Here is a 16080-nt window from a genome sequence, read left to right on the forward strand (position 1 = left end):
CGGGAGATCATAAGCTACCGGACGGATCGTTTATAGCGCGGTAGCACGACTCACGAGCCATGCACGCAGACTCGTTTGCCATCGCTGCCCTCCTTCTCGGAACGGGGGTTCTCGCCGTCGGAGCGCTCGTGACGCTCGTGACGACCACGCTCGCCGATACAGGGGCGGTCGGAACGCTTCTCGTAGTGGTTCTCGTGGTGCTGGCCGCGGTCGGCTTCGGGACCCTGGCGGACAAGAAGCCACGGACGCCCTACTGGTAACGAAAGCCCTCGGCCGGACTTGGCAGTCCGGGCTCGCGGTTTTACCGCTCGCGTTTCGAGGTGCGTAGCGCCTCGCTGTCCTCGCCCTTTTCGGGTCCAGAAAATCGCTCCGCGATTTTCGAGACCACCAGGCCGCGTTGCGAGCGATTTCGATCGAAATCGCTCGCTCGGGACGCCAGCCTTCCCCCGTTCGCTTTGCGGCTTTTCCGCGAAGCGAGGCCACCACGCCCCCGATCCGAACGATTATATATCAGAAAATAATAATATATGTATGCCGCGGAACCCCGTTGAGCGGAACGTCGTCACCAGGTTCATCCTCGGGTTCGCCGTCCTCACGTTGATGTACGTCGTCGGCGGGGCCGTCGGCGGACCGCTCGTCTCGATGGCTGGTCCCGTCGCCGGCTTCATCGGCGTATTCGTCGGCGCGCTCGTCGCGTTCGCCCTCTTCGCCCACTGGTATGCCCGCTACGACGCCTCCTTCGGGACGGAGTGACCTCCTATCGCCCTTGCCGCCCCTTGGTCTGGCGGTAGTCCCGGCCGAACAGGTCCGAGAAGGCCTGCAGGAACGCCTCGCGCTGCTCGTCGGTCGCCTCCGCGGGGTGGACCGTCGGCACGATCTCGAATCCCCGGCCTCTGATCTCGGTGGCGTGATTCTCCTCGATGTCGAACTCCTCTGTGGGCGTCGTCGTGTACTCCGCCGTGATCTCCGCCAGCGCGCGCTCGCCGACGGGGACGAGGATCTCGGGGTTGATCATCCGGATCTCGGCGTTCAGATAGGGCTCGCAGTTCGCGATCTCCCCGTCCGTCGGCGGTCGCTTGGGGTGGCGACAGCGTGTCAGCAGGGTGAGGTAGGCGTTGTCGAGTTCGGGCTCCTCGCCCGGATCCTGACCCGCAAAGTCGAGCGCACGCAACACGTCCTGAACGGCCTCGCCGCGGTCGTCGCCGAAGAAGGGGATACCCGTCCCGTCGGCCCCCGGCGAGGGTCGTTCGCCCACGAAGAGGAATTCGGCCCCGACGTCACCGTAGCCGTGGGCGACTTTCTCGCGAGTTTCGCAGAGTTCGGGACAGTTCGTACACTCCTCGTCCATCCCAAAGGGGTTGCTCGAAGAGAGTTGATTGGCGTCCATGTCCCGCACCAAGCGACCTGCAGGGAAACGTCTTGTCGTCCCGTCTACCGCCCCAGACCGCCGCTCTCCTTGACGTTCAGGATGTTGCGCACGGCGATGTAGATCTCCTGGGGATCCGTCTCCTCGTCGGCGTTGTACAGGTCGCTCACCCGGTAGAGGATCGCTGCCAACTGCTTGCTTTCGGAGCTTTCACTCCGCAGATCGTCTGCAGTCTCTCGGAGCAATCGGACGCGCTCGGGGTCCGGGTCGCGATCCTCGAAATCGCTCATTTCTGGCTCTGCCGTTGGCGCTTCGTCACCCCGACGTTGTTCGCGACGTTCTCGGTCAGCACCCGAAAGGCGTCGCCCGTCTCGCTGTCCGAATCGAGGACGATGGGTTTGCCCTCGTCGCCCCCGGTTCGAACGGAGGGATCGAGCGGGATCCCACCCAGATAGGGGAGTTCGTTCTCGGCGGCGAACGCCTTGCCGCCTCCTTTCCCGAAGATCTCGTGTTCGCTGCCACAGTCCGGACAGACGAAGCCGCTCATGTTCTCCGCGATCCCCAGCACGACGGTGTCGTGACGGCCGAACATCCGCAGGCCCTTGTTAGCGTCGTCGAGCGCGACCTCCTGGGGGGTGGTGACGATCACCGCGCCAGTGACGGGGACACTTTGAAGCAGGGTGAGCTGGGCGTCACCGGTCCCGGGCGGGAGGTCGACGACCATGTAATCGAGGTGGCCCCACTCGACGTCCTCCCAGAGTTGCGTGAGGACCTTGTGGACCATCGGCCCCCGCCAGATCACGGGGTCGTCTTTACCTACCAGAAAGTCCATGCTCATGAGCTTCATCCCGAACTTCTCGGGCGGGATGATCTTCTCCTCCTCGGTGGCCTGCGGGCGCTGGTCGGCGTCGACCATCCGCGGGACGTTCGGCCCGTAGATGTCGGCGTCGAACAGCCCGACGCGTGCGCCGAGTTGGGAGAGGCCGGCCGCGAGGTTGACCGCGACGGTCGATTTGCCGACGCCGCCCTTCCCCGAGGAGACGGCGATGACGTTCTCGACGTTCGGGAGGACCTGCTCGTCCGCCGAGAGCCCCGACTCGACGTGTGCCGAGAGGTCGATCTCCCGGTCGAGATCGGAGAGCGCTTCGCGGACATCGGCGGCGATCCCCGTCTCGGTCGGCGAGTACGGCGCACCGAGCGCGAGCGAAATCGAGATCCGCTCGGGGTCGACCGAGACGTCGTTGACGAGACCCAGCGAGACGATATCGCCGCCGAGATCGGGATCCTCAACCTGACGCAGTCGATCGAGGATAGCGTTGTCGTCCATAGTCGTGGTAGGCGTTCTCGGGCCGATAAGGCTTCTGAACGGTCGAGTCCCGGACACAATACATATGTCGGTCGGCCAAGTAGTGTGTAGATATCCCACGATGGGAGGGGGAGATAATGGACCCGCACGAACACGACATCAGCGGCCGAACGACGACAGCACAGCCGGCCGACGGGGTCGCCACGGCGGCGTCCGACGCCGACGCCCTCGCCGACGAACTCGGTCGGATCCAACTCCGATCGATCGACGATCGACGGCTGCGCGCGCGGATCGAAACGGTCGTCGATCAGGACGCCGAGACGATTCGTCTGTGGTACCGTCTTCCCCACGACGCCTACGCCGTCGAGGAGTTCGAGAAGCCGATTCCGTGGAGCGACCGCTTCAAGTTCGCGCGCGTAATCGAGGATCTGGGCTACAGTCCGAGTAGCCTCGGGGGAATCGAGGGCGAGGAGATCGTCCTCGAACGGGTCGACGGCGAGTGGCGAGCCGAGGACCCGAATCGCCGGTTCGACGACAGGGTTGGGATCGCGGGCGAGACCGGCCCGATCGCGGGGCTCGGCTTCGGAATCACCGTCCTCTATTTGCTCTTACTCTTCGTCGCCACCGCGGGCGCGATGAACGTCGTCGGCGCGCTGGCCGCCGCGTTCATGCTGTGCTTTCTCACCCTTCTGGTCGCGTACCTCTGGTAACCAGTAGCGGTTACGTGGTCGGTATCTCCAACCACTATCTTAAGTCCCTCCGATTGGTACGGGGAACCATGAGTGTCCTCGCCGACGACTTCGGACGGGAGGTCACGGGGGTTCGTATCTCTCTGACCGATCGCTGTAACTTCGACTGTGTGTACTGCCACAACGAGGGGCTGGGCGATACGCGCGGTCCAATGGATCCACAGGACGACGAGATGTCTACCGACGACGTGGTTCGTTTTCTCGAAGTCGCGACAGAGTTCGGGGTCGGAAAGGTAAAATTCACGGGCGGGGAGCCGATGCTCCGTGACGACTTGGAGGAGATCATTCGACGTACCCCAGAGGAGATGGAGGTCTCGATGACCACCAACGGCACGTTCCTCCCCGGTCGCGCCGAGGGGCTCGTCGAGGCAGGCTTGGATCGGGTCAACGTCTCACAGGACGCGCTGGACCCGACGGAGTTCGCCGAGATCACCAAAAGCGGCGCGTACGACCGGGTGATCGAGGGGGTCCACGCGGCGCTCGATGCGGGTCTCGATCCGGTCAAACTCAACATGGTCGTCTTCGAGCACACCGCGGGCTACGTCCCCGAGATGGTCGATCACGTCGTCGAAAACGACGGCCTCCAGCTCCAGCTCATCCAGTACATGCCCGAACTCGCGGGCCACCCCGAGTGGAACATCGACATCGAGCGGGTCCACGGCTGGCTCGAAGAGCAGGCCGATCGGGTCGAACGCCGCGAGATGCACCACCGCGCGCGCTACTGGATCGGCAAGGACGTCGCGAGCGACGGAGGTACCGTTCCGGCGGGCGACTTCGACGGCGGGATGGTCGAGATCGTCGACCCCGTCGAGAACCCCGAGTTCTGTGCGAACTGCCACCGGGTTCGAGTGACTCACGAGGGGTACCTGAAAGGGTGTCTGAACCGCAACGACGACCTCCGACCGATGGGCGAGATGAGCAGGGACGAGATCCGCGAGACGTTCCGCGAGACCGTCGAAAACCGCGTGCCCTTCTACGGCGAATACATGGTTCGCGACGGGAACGGCGGTTGGGAGATCAACGACGACTACGTCGACGCGTAAACGTCGACGCGTCCCGCTTTCCTTCTATCCGGACAATCGGAAGTTCCCGTAGCGGAGACGGCGCGTTCACGGGACGCGTCGAGCAATACCTCACCGACCGGTGATCCGTCGGAGTTACCCCTCGGTTCGCTGAATTATACCTCCGGGACCGGGCTCGTTACTATCGAGAAGCCGTGTCGACTACTCTCTCGTCCCTCCCGAACCCCGAATACGTCCGAACGCTGCCGGAGCTCACCCTCGTCGGTGTCGTCCACGACCACCCCGCGAGCGTCGCGCGGGTCGAGGCGGTGATTCGTGATTCGGGCCCCGAAACGCTGGCGCTCGAACTCCCACCGCTTGCGATCCCACTATATCGTACCTATGCGACGGACGCCGAGTTCCCGTCGAACGCGGGCGGTGAGATGAGTGCTGCTATCCGTGCGAGCACCGCGTCGATCGTCGGGATCGACGGCCCTAGCAGCGGGTTTTCGCGTGCGTTTTACCGATATATCGAGCGCGAGCATCTCGATTCCGGGACGCTCGAACGGCTGTACGAAAGCGTTCGAACTGCGAGCAAGCGCGCGTTTCGGTGTCGGCTCGCCGCCACCGCGATCGGCCGACGGTTGGAACTCGAGGGTGAACGCCCCTTCACCTACGACTGTGATCCCGCTGCGGGACTCGTGGAGTTGGCCGCCGACGAACGCTCGTACGTCTCGATGGCGCGGTCTGCAACGGCCTTTTCACCGCCTCACGTAGCTCACCGTGACGCCATCTGTGAGGAGTGTATGGCCAAGGCGCTCTGCGAGCTATCGGGACCGATCGTCGCCGTCGTCGGGATCGACCACTTGGAGGGGCTCGTCTCCCGACTCCGCTAATCGCCACCCGAGTTCACACCCGTTCCCGAAGGCGGCGGCTACCCGACCGTCCCCGGCGACCCAGTCGCCAGCGAAGAACAACGACGACTCGGCCACGCGTTCTAGCACATCGGTGTCGACCTCGTCGTCGGGAAGCGCGTGTCGCCACCGCCCACAGTCCGTCCAAGCCGGCGTTCCGAGTCGAGGGCCGTCGAGCAGGTCGGCGACGAGCCCTGCGGCCGCCTCCGCGATCGATCCGTCGGGTTCCCCGTAACGTTCGAGCGACCACTCGGGGGCCATCTGAACCACGAGCAGCGACTCGCCGTCGGGTACGTGTCCCCTCTTGCACTCCTCGCGCGAGAGCCAGCCGATCTCGTGGTCCCGGTCGGTGTTGACCAGCGCGTAGTAGGGTCGGTCGATCTCGAAGGGGTACCGAAGGACGACGGAGAGGATCGTTCGATAGGGAACCGCCTCGATGCTCGCTACGAGTTCCTCGCGGAACGGGTCGTCCCAGTCGGCGTTCGAGAGGAGAGCGGCGGTCTGTGGAGCCGGCGGCGTCATCACGAGCGCGTCGAACCCGTGGACCCTCCCCTCGCACTCGGCCCGCCAGCGCTCGCCGTCGCGGGTGATCGACTCGACACGGGTCTCGGTTTCGAGGGTCGCATCGGCCCGTGAGAGAACGCGCCTCGCGAACTCGGCGATCCCTCCCTCGTAGGTGAGTGCGGGCCGGTCGCGGGCCTCACCCGGTTCGATAGTTCCCACCGAATCGAACGTCCAGACGGGTTCCTCTATCTCGACGAGGTCGCCTCCGGTCTCCCGCATGAACGCCTCTAAGTCGGGGTCGGGCGTGACGTAGTTCGCACCGTAATCGTAGGTACACCCGTTCTCGAATCGGGTTGCGGCCCGGCCGCCCACTTCTCGGTTCTTCTCGAGGAGCGTCACCTCGACGTCGGCTCCGCGAAGTCCGTACGCGACGCCGATCCCGGCAACGCCCGCTCCGACGATTCCGATCTCCATAGCGTCCGTTGGGCCGCCGTCGGTATAGTTCCGGCCGGACCATAGTATTACGATGGCTCGCGAAGTGGCCCCGATATGGGAGACGACGTGACGAACCGTTCGGTCGTTTCGCGCGCCCGCGCGGTGATACCGGGCGGCGCACAGACCGGGTTGCGGGCACAGGCGTACGACTTCGGCGAGATCGCGTTCTCGGGTGCGGCGGGTGCGACACTCGAAGCGGTCGATGGTGAGGTGTTCACCGACTACCACCTCGCGTTCGGGCCGATCGTACTGGGCCACGGCCATCCTCCGGTCGACGAGGCTGTAACCAACACGATCGACGAGGGCGTGCTCTACGGGACAGCGACCACGCCCCTCGAAGTGGAGGTCGCGGAACGCCTCGTCGATCTGGTTCCCAGTGCCGAGCAGGTGAACTTCTGTAACAGCGGTACCGAGGCGACCTATCACGCGATCCGGCTCGCACGCGCCTATACGGGCAACGACCGCGTCATCAAGTTCGAGGGCTGTTATCACGGCTGGCACGACTACGTGGACGTGAGCGTCTATCCCCCGCAGGAACGGGTCGGGAAACGACATCCCGAATCGGACGGGATGCTCCCGGAAGCGGTCGAACACACCGAGGTTCTGCCCTTCAACGACCCCGGGGCGCTCGAAGACGCCTTCGAGGAGTTCGACGACGTCGCGGCGGTGATCTGCGAGCCGATCCCCCACTCGGTGGGCTGTCTGCTGCCCGAGGAGGGGTTCCTCGAGACCCTTCGAGAGGTCACGGCCGAAAATGACGTGCCCCTGATCTTCGACGAGGTGATCACCGGCTTTCGCCACTCCGCACGCGGGATGCAACACGAGTTCGGCGTGACGCCGGATCTCACCTGCTTGGCGAAGGCGATGGGCAACGGCTACCCGATCGCGGCGGTCTGTGGCCGGGAAAACCTCATGGCGCAAGCGGGCGGCGACAACACATCGGGAGTCGTGATCAGCGGCACGTACTCGGGCCATCCAGTGGGACTTGCGGCGGCCCGCGAGACGCTACGATTACTCGAAACGGAGCCCGTCGTCGAGGAGATCTCGGCACTCGGCGAGCGCTACCGTGAGGGGCTCGAAGGGTTGTTGGCGGATCACGGAATCGAGGGGCGGGCCGTGGGCTACGGCAGCGTCTTCTCGCCGCAGTTCGGCGTCACCGGGGAGCCACGGAACTACGAGGACGTGCTCGGACTAGACGAGGAGCGGTTCGCGGAGTTCGCCCGCGGGATGCGCGAACGGGGGCACTTCTTCACGCCGAACCCCTACAAGCGCCAGCATCTCTCGTGGGCTCACGGCGAGCGGGTGTTCGAGACGTATCTCGCCGACGCCGACGCGGTGCTCGGCTCGCTCACTTCGGGGTGATCCGGTGGCCTTAAGTATCCGAGCGGGATAGGTGCGGATGCATACACTGCAGGGGCAACGGGTCCCGAGTCCGGAAGGGCGACAGTACAGATCACGGTGTCGTGGTAGCCAAGCGGCCTAAGGCGCAGGGTTGCTAACTCTGTGGCGTTCAGCCTCCGGGGTTCGAATCCCCGCCACGACGCTACACTACCAGTCGTATCTGGTAGTCCACCACCGCAACGGATGCGGCCGGAAAGACCCCCGTACAGAGACACATGAGTGCAGAAGACCCAGAACAACAGGACGGACAGGAGGACGACGAGGACCTCCAATACTTCGTTCGCATCGGGCAGACCGACCTCGATGGGACGAAGTCCGTCGAACGATCACTGAGCGAGATGAACGGTATCGGCCGAAGAGCGGCCAGAATCATCGCCCAGAACACCGGTATTTCGCGTACCGCGACGTTCGGGCGACTCGACGACGACGAGATCGACGCCATCGTCGAGGAAGTCGAGGGCTTCGCCGAGAACAACCCCGAGTGGCTCGCGAACCACCAGGGCTACTACAGCGGCGAGGTCACCCACGAGACGGGTAACGACCTCGATCTTACCCGCCGGCAGGACATCAACCGCCTGCAGATGATCAGCGCCTACCGCGGCGTGCGCCACCAGCGCGGCCAGAAAGTCCGCGGCCAGCGTACCCGTTCGACCGGACGCTCGGAGGGGACCATCGGCGTGAACGTCGAGGCCATCAAGGAAGAGGCAGAAGAGGGTGGTGAAGAGTAATGGCGCTCGGTAGCAACACCAAGTTCTACGAGACGCCGAACCACCCCTTCCAGGGCGAGCGCATCGCCAGCGAGCACTCGCTTGTGGGGCGCTATGGCCTGAAGAACAAGGAGGAGCTCTGGCGCGCCCAGTCCGAGCTGCGCTCGTTCCGCCGGGAGGCCCGCAGACTGCTGGGCCAGGCGCAGGGCGACGCCGACGACGCCGCAAGCGAGGGCGGGGAGTTCCTCTCCCGGCTCCAGCGCATCGGCATCCTCGGCACCGAGGAAGGCCTCGACGACGTCCTGTCGCTCGAGGTCACCGACCTGCTCGAACGGCGCCTCCAGACCGTCGCCTATCGCAAGGGCGTCGGTAACACGCCAAAGCAGGCCCGCCAGTTCATCACGCACGGCCACGTCACGGTCGAGAACCAGCGGGTGACGGTCCCCTCGTATATGGTACCCACCACCGAGGAGGACTCGGTGAGCTTCGACGAGAACAGCCCGCTCGCGGACGAACTACACCCCGAACGCGCGGAGGAACAATAGATGAGCGAATCAGGAGACAGCAAGTGGGGCGTCGCACACGTCCACGCTTCGTTTAACAACACGGTCATCACGATCACCGACCAGACCGGCGCCGAAACGATCGCCAAATCCTCGGGCGGCACGGTCGTGAAACAGAACCGCGACGAGGCCTCGCCCTATGCGGCGATGCAGATGGCCGAAACCGTCGCCCAAGAGGTCCTCGATGCTGGTATCGAGGGCGTCCACGTCCGCGTCCGCGGACCAGGCGGGAACCGCCAGCAGAACCCGGGTCCCGGTGCACAGGCGACGATCCGTGCGCTCGCGCGCGCCGGTCTGGAGATCGGACGCATCGAGGACGTCACGCCGATCCCGCACGACGGCTGTCGCGCCCCCAAAAACAGCGGGTTCTAGCATGGAGGACGATTTCGACGTCGAGGTCATCGAACGCGACGACCGCAGCGCGCGGTTCCTCGTTCGGGGCGCGACGCCCGCGTTCGCAAACGGCATCCGCCGGGCGATGATCGCGGACGTCCCAACCTTGGCGATCGATTCGGTCCGATTCATCGAGAACTCCTCGGTGATGTTCAACGAACAGCTCGCACTCCGACTCGGGCTCGTCCCGCTGTCGACGCCCGACGACTACGAATTCGGCGAGGAAGTGACCCTCGCACTCGACGTCGAGGGGCCCGCAACCGCCTACTCGGGCGACCTCGTGAGTTCGGACGAACAGGTCGAGCCCGCAGAGCAGAACGTGCCCATTATCGACCTCAAGGAGGGACAACGCCTCGAAATCGAGGCCGACGCGGTGCTGGACGTCGGACGCGACCACGCCAAACATCAGGGTGGGGTCGCGGTCGGCTACAGACATCTCCAGCGCGTGATCGTCGAGGGCGACCGCGGAGAGTTCGCCGAGGAGGAGGCAAACATCGTCCGTGGCGTCATCGAGACCGAAGAGGGCGAACTCGTTCCGACCAGCGAGTTCGACCACGATCTGACCGAGCGGTATCCCGGCAAGGAACTGCGCGTCGAGGACGTCCCCGGCGCGTTCGTCTTCCACGTCGAGACCGACGGCTCGATGCCGGTCGAAGAACTGGTCGACCGGGCCGCCGCATCGCTCGGTGATCGCGCCCGCGAACTCGAAGACGCCGTCGCACTATAGCATCGTATGTGTCCCGCCACCCACCCCCCGGCGTTCGCTTTCGCGGAGAGCGACCGCTTTGGCCAGCGGTGGGTAACCGAAAGGGGTTTTACGGGGCAGAAACTACAGCAGACTGCGCGCAGGGATAGCCAAGTCTGGCCAACGGCGCAGCGTTCAGGGCGCTGTCTCGTAGGAGTCCGCAGGTTCAAATCCTGCTCCCTGCACTCCGCACCGACTTTTCCGCACCACCACTACACTCAGGAGGAACTATGAGTAAGACCAATCCGAGGCTCACCAGTCTCATCGCCGAATGCAAGTCGGTCTCCCGCGATTCGGGTGCCGACGTGTGGAGCGACATCGCAGACCGCCTCGAGAAACCACGCCGGACCCACGCCGAGGTCAACCTCGGTCGCATCGAACGGTACGCGACCGAAGACGAGACCGTCGTCGTACCCGGTAAGGTTCTCGGAAGCGGTGTGTTGCAAAAGAACGTCACCGTCGCGGCCGTCTCCTTTTCGGGGACCGCCGAGACGAAGATCGAACAGGCCGATGGCCAGGTCGTGCAGCTCGAAGAGGCCATCGAACAGAACCCGGACGGCAGCAACGTGAGGGTGATCGCATGAGCGTCGCCGAGTTCGAGGCCGACCTCGTCGTCGACGCCCGCGATTGCATCCTCGGACGCGTCGCGAGTCAGGTCGCGGAAGCGGCCCTCTCGGGCCAGCGTGTGGCCGTCGTGAACGCCGAATCGGCCGTCATCACGGGCAACGATGATGACATCATGAGCGTCTACCAGAAGCGAGCCGAGGTCGGAAGCGACCGCGGTCCGTACTATCCCAAACGACCCGACGGTCTCATGAAACGCGCGATCCGTGGGATGATCCCGTACAAGACGACCCGCGGCCGCGAGGCGTTCGAGAACGTCCGCGTCTACGTCGGCAACCCCCACGACCGCGACGCGGAGGTCTTAGAGGGAACGTCGCTGGATCGCCTTTCGCACATCAAGTTCGTCCAGTTGGGCGAAGTAAGCGAGAACCTGGGGGCAAACGTCACATGGTAACGAACACTAGCGGGAAGAAGAAAACGGCCATCGCGCGTGCCACCGTCCAAGACGGCGAGGGACGCGTTCGTATCAACTCCCAGCCCGTCGAGCTGGTCGAACCGGAGATCGCCCGCCTGAAGATGCTCGAACCGTTTCGTATCGTCGGCGACATCCGAGACGGCGTCGACATCGACGTCGACGTCCAGGGCGGCGGCTACAACGGCCAGGCCGACGCGGTCCGGACCGCGATCGCGCGCGGACTGGTCGAGTTCCGAAACGACGCCGAACTGCGCGACGCGTACATGGAGTTCGACCGCTCCCTGCTAGTGAACGACGTGCGCCAGTCCGAACCGAAGAAGTGGGGCGGGCCCGGTGCGCGGGCGCGCTACCAGAAGTCCTACCGCTAGGTGATTCACCCATGATGGTACCAGTCCGGTGTTTCACGTGTGGTAACGTCGTCGGCGAGCACTGGGAGGCCTTTACGGCCCGCGTCGACGAGGGGGAGGACCCAGCCGAGGTGCTCGACGACCTAGGCGTCTCGCGTCACTGCTGTCGCCGGATGCTCGTCTCGCACACCGACCTCGTCGACGTGGTCGCACCCTACCAATGACGAACCAACAGTTCAGCCGGTACGAGAAGGCCCGCATCCTCGGCGCGAGAGCGCTGCAGGTGTCCTACGGTGCGCCCGTGTTGGTCGAAACGGATCAATCGGAGCCGATCCTGATCGCCGCCGAGGAGTACGACGCGGGGGCGCTTCCCTTCACCGTCCGGCGGGGTGGACAATGACGCAGATCGTCGACGTCAGGCTGCGTCGGATCCTCGATTCGCGTGGCAACGGTACCGTCGAGGCCGACGTGCTCACCGAGAGCGGCGGGTTCGGCCGCGGGGCCGCCCCGAGCGGCGCGAGTACGGGCGAACACGAGGCGATCGAACTCGCCCCCGAGGAAGCGATCGCCGCCGCCCGCGAACGGGCAGTGCCCCGACTCGTCGACGAAGTGTACGCCGGCGATCAGCGGAGCGTCGACGCGGCGCTTCACGCCGCCGACGGTACCGACGACTTCTCGGAGATCGGCGCGAACTCCGCGGTTGCGATCAGCATGGCCGCCGCCAAAGCCGGCGCGGACATGCTCGGCGCGCCGCTGTATCAGCATTTAGGGGGGGCGTTCCGGGGGGAGAACTTCCCCATACCGCTCGGAAACGTCGTCGGCGGGGGCGAACACGCCGCCGACGCCACGGACATCCAGGAGTTCCTCTCGGCACCGGTCGGCGCGCCGAGCGTGACCGACGCGGTGTTCGCCAACGCCGCGGTCCACGGCGAGATCCACGATATCCTCGCCGAGCGCTCGATTCCAGCAGGAAAGGGCGACGAGGGTGCGTGGGCGCCCTCCGTGGATGACGAGGAAGCCTTCGAGATCGTGGCCGAGGCGACCGAGACGGTCAGTGGGGAAGTCGGCTTCGAGATCGGTTTCGGACTCGACGTCGCGGCCGCCGAGATGTACGACGAAGAGGACGAGGAGTACGTCTACAGCGACCGGACGCGCTCGACGGAGGAGCAGATCGACTACATCGCGGAGCTCGTCTCCGAGTACGATCTGGTCTACGTCGAGGACCCCCTCGACGAGAACGACTTCGAGGCGTTTGCCGACCTGACCGAGAAAGTCGGCGAGCAGACACTCATCTGTGGGGACGACCTGTTCGTCACCAACACCGAGCGTCTCTCGCAGGGGATCGAGCAGGGATCGGCCAACTCGATCCTGATCAAGCCCAACCAGATCGGCACGCTGACGGACGCCTTCGACGCGATCGAACTCGCGACGCGAAACGGCATCGAGCCGGTCGTCTCGCACCGTTCGGGCGAGACCGAGGACACCACGATCGCACACCTCGCCGTAGCGACAGACGCCCCCTTCATCAAGACGGGCGCGGCCGGCGGCGAGCGAACCGCCAAACTCAACGAACTCATCCGCATCGCGGAGGACGCATTATGAGCAACGAACCAAACCAAGACGGGCTCGACGCGGCCGAGGAGGAGATCGACGAGGAACCCGAACCCGAAGCGGGCGGGAACCCCGAGGTCGATCCCGACGAGGACGTCAGAGCTGAGACCGAGGAACCGACCGCCGACGCCGACACCGAGGAGGCCGAGGCCGAACCAGACACAGAGGAGGACCCAGCCGGACCGTCGCTCGACGAGGACGTCATGCCCGACGACGAGGCAGACCTCCTCATTCCGGTCGAGGAGTACCTCGGCGCGGGGGCCCACATCGGGACCCAGCAGAAGACCCAGGACATGGAGCGGTTCATCCACCGCGTGCGCACGGATGGACTGTACGTGCTGGACATCTCGAAAACCGACGAGCGCATCCGCACCGCTGCGGACTTCCTCTCGAACTACGACCCCGAGCAGGTGCTGGTGACCTCCTCCCGGCAGTACGGCCGGTTCCCGGCCGAGAAGTTCGCCGAGACGATCGGCGCGCGCGCCCGGACCGGACGGTTCATCCCCGGCACGCTGACCAACCCGAAGTACGATGGCTACATCGAACCCGACGTGCTCGTGGTGACCGACCCGATCGGCGACGCGCAGGCCGTGACGGAGGCGATCACGGTCGGTATCCCCGTGATCGCGATGTGTGACTCGAACAACTCGACGAGCAACGTCGACCTCGTGATCCCGACGAACAACAAGGGCCGCAAGGCGCTGTCGGTCGTCTACTGGCTACTGGCCAACGAGACGCTTGATCGGCGCGGTGCCGATACGGTCTACGCGCTCGAAGACTTCGAGAGCGGGATCTAGCGACCGGTTTTTTAACTGAGAGATCACCCGTCAGCCGATCGTAACCCGTTTTGCCAGACGAGGGAGACGAAGCGCCCGTGAACCATCCGTAGACGTCTCCGTTTTCCGTGATCTCTGAATCGCTCGAACGAGCCGTACGGCGGTTCCGGACATGACCGATAGCGAGATTCGGAACGGTCGAAGTTCTGATAGTGATCGGTTCGAATTACTATTGTTTTTCCGATCAGTCCCGTTGCCCGTTGGGGTTCCGCTAGAACACGCTAGAGAGAGGGGACGAATTCCCATCGACGGCCGGATTTAACGGCTCGTAATTACCCGTCTATCGTCCGAACCGGATGCGGAGAGGACTTCGACTCTCCGACTCGATGAACGATCCGCTATCGGTGCTGTTAGGGCAATCGGACTGATTAAACGTTCAACGTATCGATTAACCACCCAATTACGAAAACATATTTGCCAATTAACTAATAGCCCTTCGCTCATCGTCTTGACCTGTCTGACGGCTAGTCAGCCAGGGGTGGGATATATGAGTCAGGGCTATATACCGCAGGAAGGGGAACAGACGATCTCACGGACAGAGAGGTGTCTAACACGCAGTTTCGGGGAACGAGCCACCGATTCGATCGGTCGGACAACTGCCGGGGGCTAACGATGTCGCAGTACACCCCCGAAAAGGAGATCTACAAGACGGAACACTCGAAACCGGCGATCGGTCTGATCGCAACTCGAGAGAACGAGGCCGAGCTGACCCGAACGATCCTCCAAGCGACTCGACAGGGCTACGACGTTCTGGTGACCCATGGCGAGGAGACCGAACCGGAAGCGGTCGATCTCGCACGGATGCTCGACGCACGGATCGTCTATCCGGATCACGCCGATACCGATCGGGAGTCGCTGGTCTCGACGTTGGCGGTCGCCGCACGGACGGCTGGCTATCCGGGATTGATCTATCAGTCGTCCGATTTTTCCGCGATCGACTACGCGCAAAGCGAGACGGAGCTCACTGAGGGTACCGGTTTCGCCGTCGAGGCGGTTCCGACGAGCGCCGTCCGTCAACGGCCCTCGATCGTCATCGGGATCCCCGCGTACAACGAAGCGGGATCGATTGAACACGTCGTCGAGGCGGCCGAGAAATACGGCGATCGTGTGCTCGTCGTCGACGACGGGAGCCGTGACGACACCGCGCTTCTGGCCCGCGAGGCAGGTGCGGACGTCATCGAACACGAGTACAACCGCGGTTACGGAGCGGCGCTCAAAACGCTCTTTCGTGCCGCTGACAGGCAGGACGCGAGACATCTCGTGATCCTCGATGCCGACGATCAGCACGATCCGGCCGATATTCCGCGACTCGTTGCGGCACAGCGTGAGGCCGACGCGGAGATCGTCATCGGAAGCCGATTCGTCGACGGTGCGGCTGCCGATATTCCCCGATACCGGCGACTCGGACTGTTCGTCGTCAACACGCTCACGAACATGAGTATCGGGGCGTTTCACCCGAGTAAACGGATCTCCGACACACAGAGCGGTTTTCGAGCCTACAACCGGCGTGCGATCGCGGGATTGGCCGACGACGAGACGATCGGAAGTCAGATGAACGCCAGTACTGATATCCTCTATCACGCCCATCAGCGGGGATACGGGATCGAGGAGGTCGGAATCAGGGTCCGGTACGACGTCGCGAACGCGAGTAGCCACGACCCGATCTCCCACGGCTACAACCTCGTGAACAACATCTCCACGACCGTTCAGAACACACATCCGTTGATCAGCCTCGGAACGCCGGGGGTTTTGAGTCTCGTTTTAGGTATCAGTGGTCTCTACTGGCTCGTCTCCGTCTTCCTCGCGACGGGGTCGTTATCGTTCGTCCTTACGGCCCTCTCCGCGTTGTTCTGCTTCGGTGGTTTCTTCGCCTGTATCGCCGCGGTTATTCTCCACTCCTTGAAAGTATCGAAAAGCAGATAATAGTATCCGTACGACTGCTTCGTTCTTCCCTCTGGACCTGAATAAATCATCCAATACGTTTTTATCGGGATCATTAATCGCGTTCTACCGAACCGGTTTCGTGGGAGTCGAGTGCTTTAGGGACCGATAGGATGAATGAACGGCTTTTTCGGCTCCGTTCGACGTGTTTCTCCCGGCCCG

22 protein-coding genes and 2 tRNA genes are annotated in these 16080 nt (G+C 63.9%); 20 read left to right on the plus strand and 4 right to left on the minus strand.

Annotation, left to right across the window (positions count from 1 at the left end):
* Positions 1 to 59 precede the first annotated feature (59 nt).
* A complete protein-coding gene (locus HAPAU_RS08795; protein ID WP_066381668.1) occupies positions 60 to 260 on the plus strand; it encodes a hypothetical protein in 201 nt (66 codons plus the stop codon).
* A gap of 271 nt (positions 261 to 531) precedes the next feature.
* Positions 532 to 753 carry a hypothetical protein gene (locus HAPAU_RS08800; protein ID WP_066381670.1) on the plus strand — a complete coding sequence of 74 codons (222 nt, stop codon included), beginning with the start codon at positions 532 to 534 and terminating at the stop codon, positions 751 to 753.
* 4 nt (positions 754 to 757) lie between these two features.
* Here HAPAU_RS08800 and HAPAU_RS08805 read toward each other — a convergent pair whose 3' ends face one another.
* From HAPAU_RS08805 to HAPAU_RS08815, 3 genes are read right to left on the minus strand one after another with little or no spacing between them, the layout of a single operon-like run.
* Entirely contained in the window at positions 758 to 1387 is a 630-nt protein-coding gene (locus tag HAPAU_RS08805; protein ID WP_066381671.1) for a uracil-DNA glycosylase, read from the minus strand.
* A gap of 44 nt (positions 1388 to 1431) precedes the next feature.
* Positions 1432 to 1656, minus strand: coding sequence for a hypothetical protein (locus HAPAU_RS08810; RefSeq protein WP_066381673.1), 225 nt, complete (start codon positions 1654 to 1656; stop codon positions 1432 to 1434).
* The gene (locus HAPAU_RS08815) at positions 1653 to 2693 is read right to left on the minus strand and encodes an Mrp/NBP35 family ATP-binding protein (RefSeq protein WP_066381677.1); all 1041 of its coding nucleotides are present in this window, start codon (positions 2691 to 2693) and stop codon (positions 1653 to 1655) included. The genes HAPAU_RS08810 and HAPAU_RS08815 overlap by 4 nt, the downstream gene beginning before the upstream one ends.
* Before the next feature lie 116 nt (positions 2694 to 2809).
* Between HAPAU_RS08815 and HAPAU_RS08820 the strand changes: the two genes are divergently transcribed.
* The 3 genes from HAPAU_RS08820 (at position 2810) to HAPAU_RS08830 (ending at position 5318) form a co-directional block, all read left to right on the plus strand.
* The gene (locus HAPAU_RS08820; protein ID WP_066381679.1) at positions 2810 to 3382 is read left to right on the plus strand and encodes a hypothetical protein; all 573 of its coding nucleotides are present in this window, start codon (positions 2810 to 2812) and stop codon (positions 3380 to 3382) included.
* 68 nt (positions 3383 to 3450) lie between these two features.
* On the plus strand, positions 3451 to 4464 hold the full coding sequence (gene moaA / locus HAPAU_RS08825) for a GTP 3',8-cyclase MoaA (protein WP_066381681.1): 1014 nt from the start codon (positions 3451 to 3453) through the stop codon (positions 4462 to 4464).
* Between the two features lie 173 nt (positions 4465 to 4637).
* Complete coding sequence (locus HAPAU_RS08830; RefSeq protein WP_066381684.1) at positions 4638 to 5318, plus strand: hypothetical protein; 681 nt, start codon at positions 4638 to 4640, stop codon at positions 5316 to 5318.
* Here HAPAU_RS08830 and HAPAU_RS08835 read toward each other — a convergent pair.
* On the minus strand, positions 5250 to 6314 hold the full coding sequence (locus HAPAU_RS08835) for an NAD(P)/FAD-dependent oxidoreductase (protein ID WP_066381686.1): 1065 nt from the start codon (positions 6312 to 6314) through the stop codon (positions 5250 to 5252). The genes HAPAU_RS08830 and HAPAU_RS08835 overlap by 69 nt on opposite strands.
* A 75-nt stretch (positions 6315 to 6389) precedes the next feature.
* Between HAPAU_RS08835 and HAPAU_RS08840 the strand changes: the two genes are divergently transcribed.
* From HAPAU_RS08840 to HAPAU_RS08910, 15 genes are all read left to right on the plus strand, one after another.
* Complete coding sequence (locus tag HAPAU_RS08840; protein WP_066381688.1) at positions 6390 to 7697, plus strand: aspartate aminotransferase family protein; 1308 nt, start codon at positions 6390 to 6392, stop codon at positions 7695 to 7697.
* A gap of 98 nt (positions 7698 to 7795) precedes the next feature.
* Positions 7796 to 7878 (plus strand) — tRNA-Ser (locus tag HAPAU_RS08845).
* A gap of 73 nt (positions 7879 to 7951) precedes the next feature.
* Positions 7952 to 8464, plus strand: coding sequence for a 30S ribosomal protein S13 (locus HAPAU_RS08850; RefSeq protein WP_066381690.1), 513 nt, complete (start codon positions 7952 to 7954; stop codon positions 8462 to 8464).
* Positions 8464 to 8988 (plus strand): 30S ribosomal protein S4, encoded by a 525-nt coding sequence (locus tag HAPAU_RS08855; protein ID WP_066381693.1) that lies wholly within the window; start codon positions 8464 to 8466, stop codon positions 8986 to 8988. Before HAPAU_RS08850 ends, HAPAU_RS08855 begins: the two co-directional genes overlap by 1 nt.
* Positions 8989 to 9378, plus strand: coding sequence for a 30S ribosomal protein S11 (locus HAPAU_RS08860; RefSeq protein WP_008417422.1), 390 nt, complete (start codon positions 8989 to 8991; stop codon positions 9376 to 9378).
* A gap of 1 nt (position 9379) precedes the next feature.
* A complete protein-coding gene (locus HAPAU_RS08865) occupies positions 9380 to 10126 on the plus strand; it encodes a DNA-directed RNA polymerase subunit D (protein ID WP_066381695.1) in 747 nt (248 codons plus the stop codon).
* Positions 10127 to 10244: 118 nt separating this feature from the next.
* A tRNA-Leu gene (locus HAPAU_RS08870) sits at positions 10245 to 10329 on the plus strand.
* Positions 10330 to 10374: 45 nt separating this feature from the next.
* Positions 10375 to 10728 carry a 50S ribosomal protein L18e gene (locus HAPAU_RS08875; protein WP_066381697.1) on the plus strand — a complete coding sequence of 118 codons (354 nt, stop codon included), beginning with the start codon at positions 10375 to 10377 and terminating at the stop codon, positions 10726 to 10728.
* Entirely contained in the window at positions 10725 to 11162 is a 438-nt protein-coding gene (locus tag HAPAU_RS08880) for a 50S ribosomal protein L13 (RefSeq protein ID WP_066381698.1), read from the plus strand. The genes HAPAU_RS08875 and HAPAU_RS08880 overlap by 4 nt, the downstream gene beginning before the upstream one ends.
* Complete coding sequence (locus tag HAPAU_RS08885; protein WP_066381702.1) at positions 11156 to 11551, plus strand: 30S ribosomal protein S9; 396 nt, start codon at positions 11156 to 11158, stop codon at positions 11549 to 11551. Before HAPAU_RS08880 ends, HAPAU_RS08885 begins: the two co-directional genes overlap by 7 nt.
* An 11-nt stretch (positions 11552 to 11562) precedes the next feature.
* On the plus strand, positions 11563 to 11754 hold the full coding sequence (locus HAPAU_RS08890) for a DNA-directed RNA polymerase subunit N (RefSeq protein ID WP_066381703.1): 192 nt from the start codon (positions 11563 to 11565) through the stop codon (positions 11752 to 11754).
* Positions 11751 to 11930, plus strand: coding sequence for a DNA-directed RNA polymerase subunit K (locus tag HAPAU_RS08895; RefSeq protein ID WP_066381704.1), 180 nt, complete (start codon positions 11751 to 11753; stop codon positions 11928 to 11930). The genes HAPAU_RS08890 and HAPAU_RS08895 overlap by 4 nt, the downstream gene beginning before the upstream one ends.
* The gene (gene eno, locus HAPAU_RS08900) at positions 11927 to 13132 is read left to right on the plus strand and encodes a phosphopyruvate hydratase (RefSeq protein WP_066381705.1); all 1206 of its coding nucleotides are present in this window, start codon (positions 11927 to 11929) and stop codon (positions 13130 to 13132) included. The genes HAPAU_RS08895 and eno overlap by 4 nt, the downstream gene beginning before the upstream one ends.
* Positions 13129 to 13938: a 30S ribosomal protein S2 gene (gene rpsB / locus HAPAU_RS08905; protein ID WP_066381706.1), complete on the plus strand. Its 810-nt coding sequence runs from the start codon at positions 13129 to 13131 to the stop codon at positions 13936 to 13938. Before eno ends, rpsB begins: the two co-directional genes overlap by 4 nt.
* Positions 13939 to 14589: 651 nt before the next feature.
* Positions 14590 to 15900, plus strand: coding sequence for a glycosyltransferase family 2 protein (locus tag HAPAU_RS08910; protein ID WP_245634060.1), 1311 nt, complete (start codon positions 14590 to 14592; stop codon positions 15898 to 15900).
* The last annotated feature ends 180 nt before the right edge of the window (positions 15901 to 16080 follow it).

Origin of the sequence: Halalkalicoccus paucihalophilus (assembly GCF_001593955.1) — an archaeon.
Taxonomy (GTDB): domain Archaea; phylum Halobacteriota; class Halobacteria; order Halobacteriales; family Halalkalicoccaceae; genus Halalkalicoccus; species Halalkalicoccus paucihalophilus.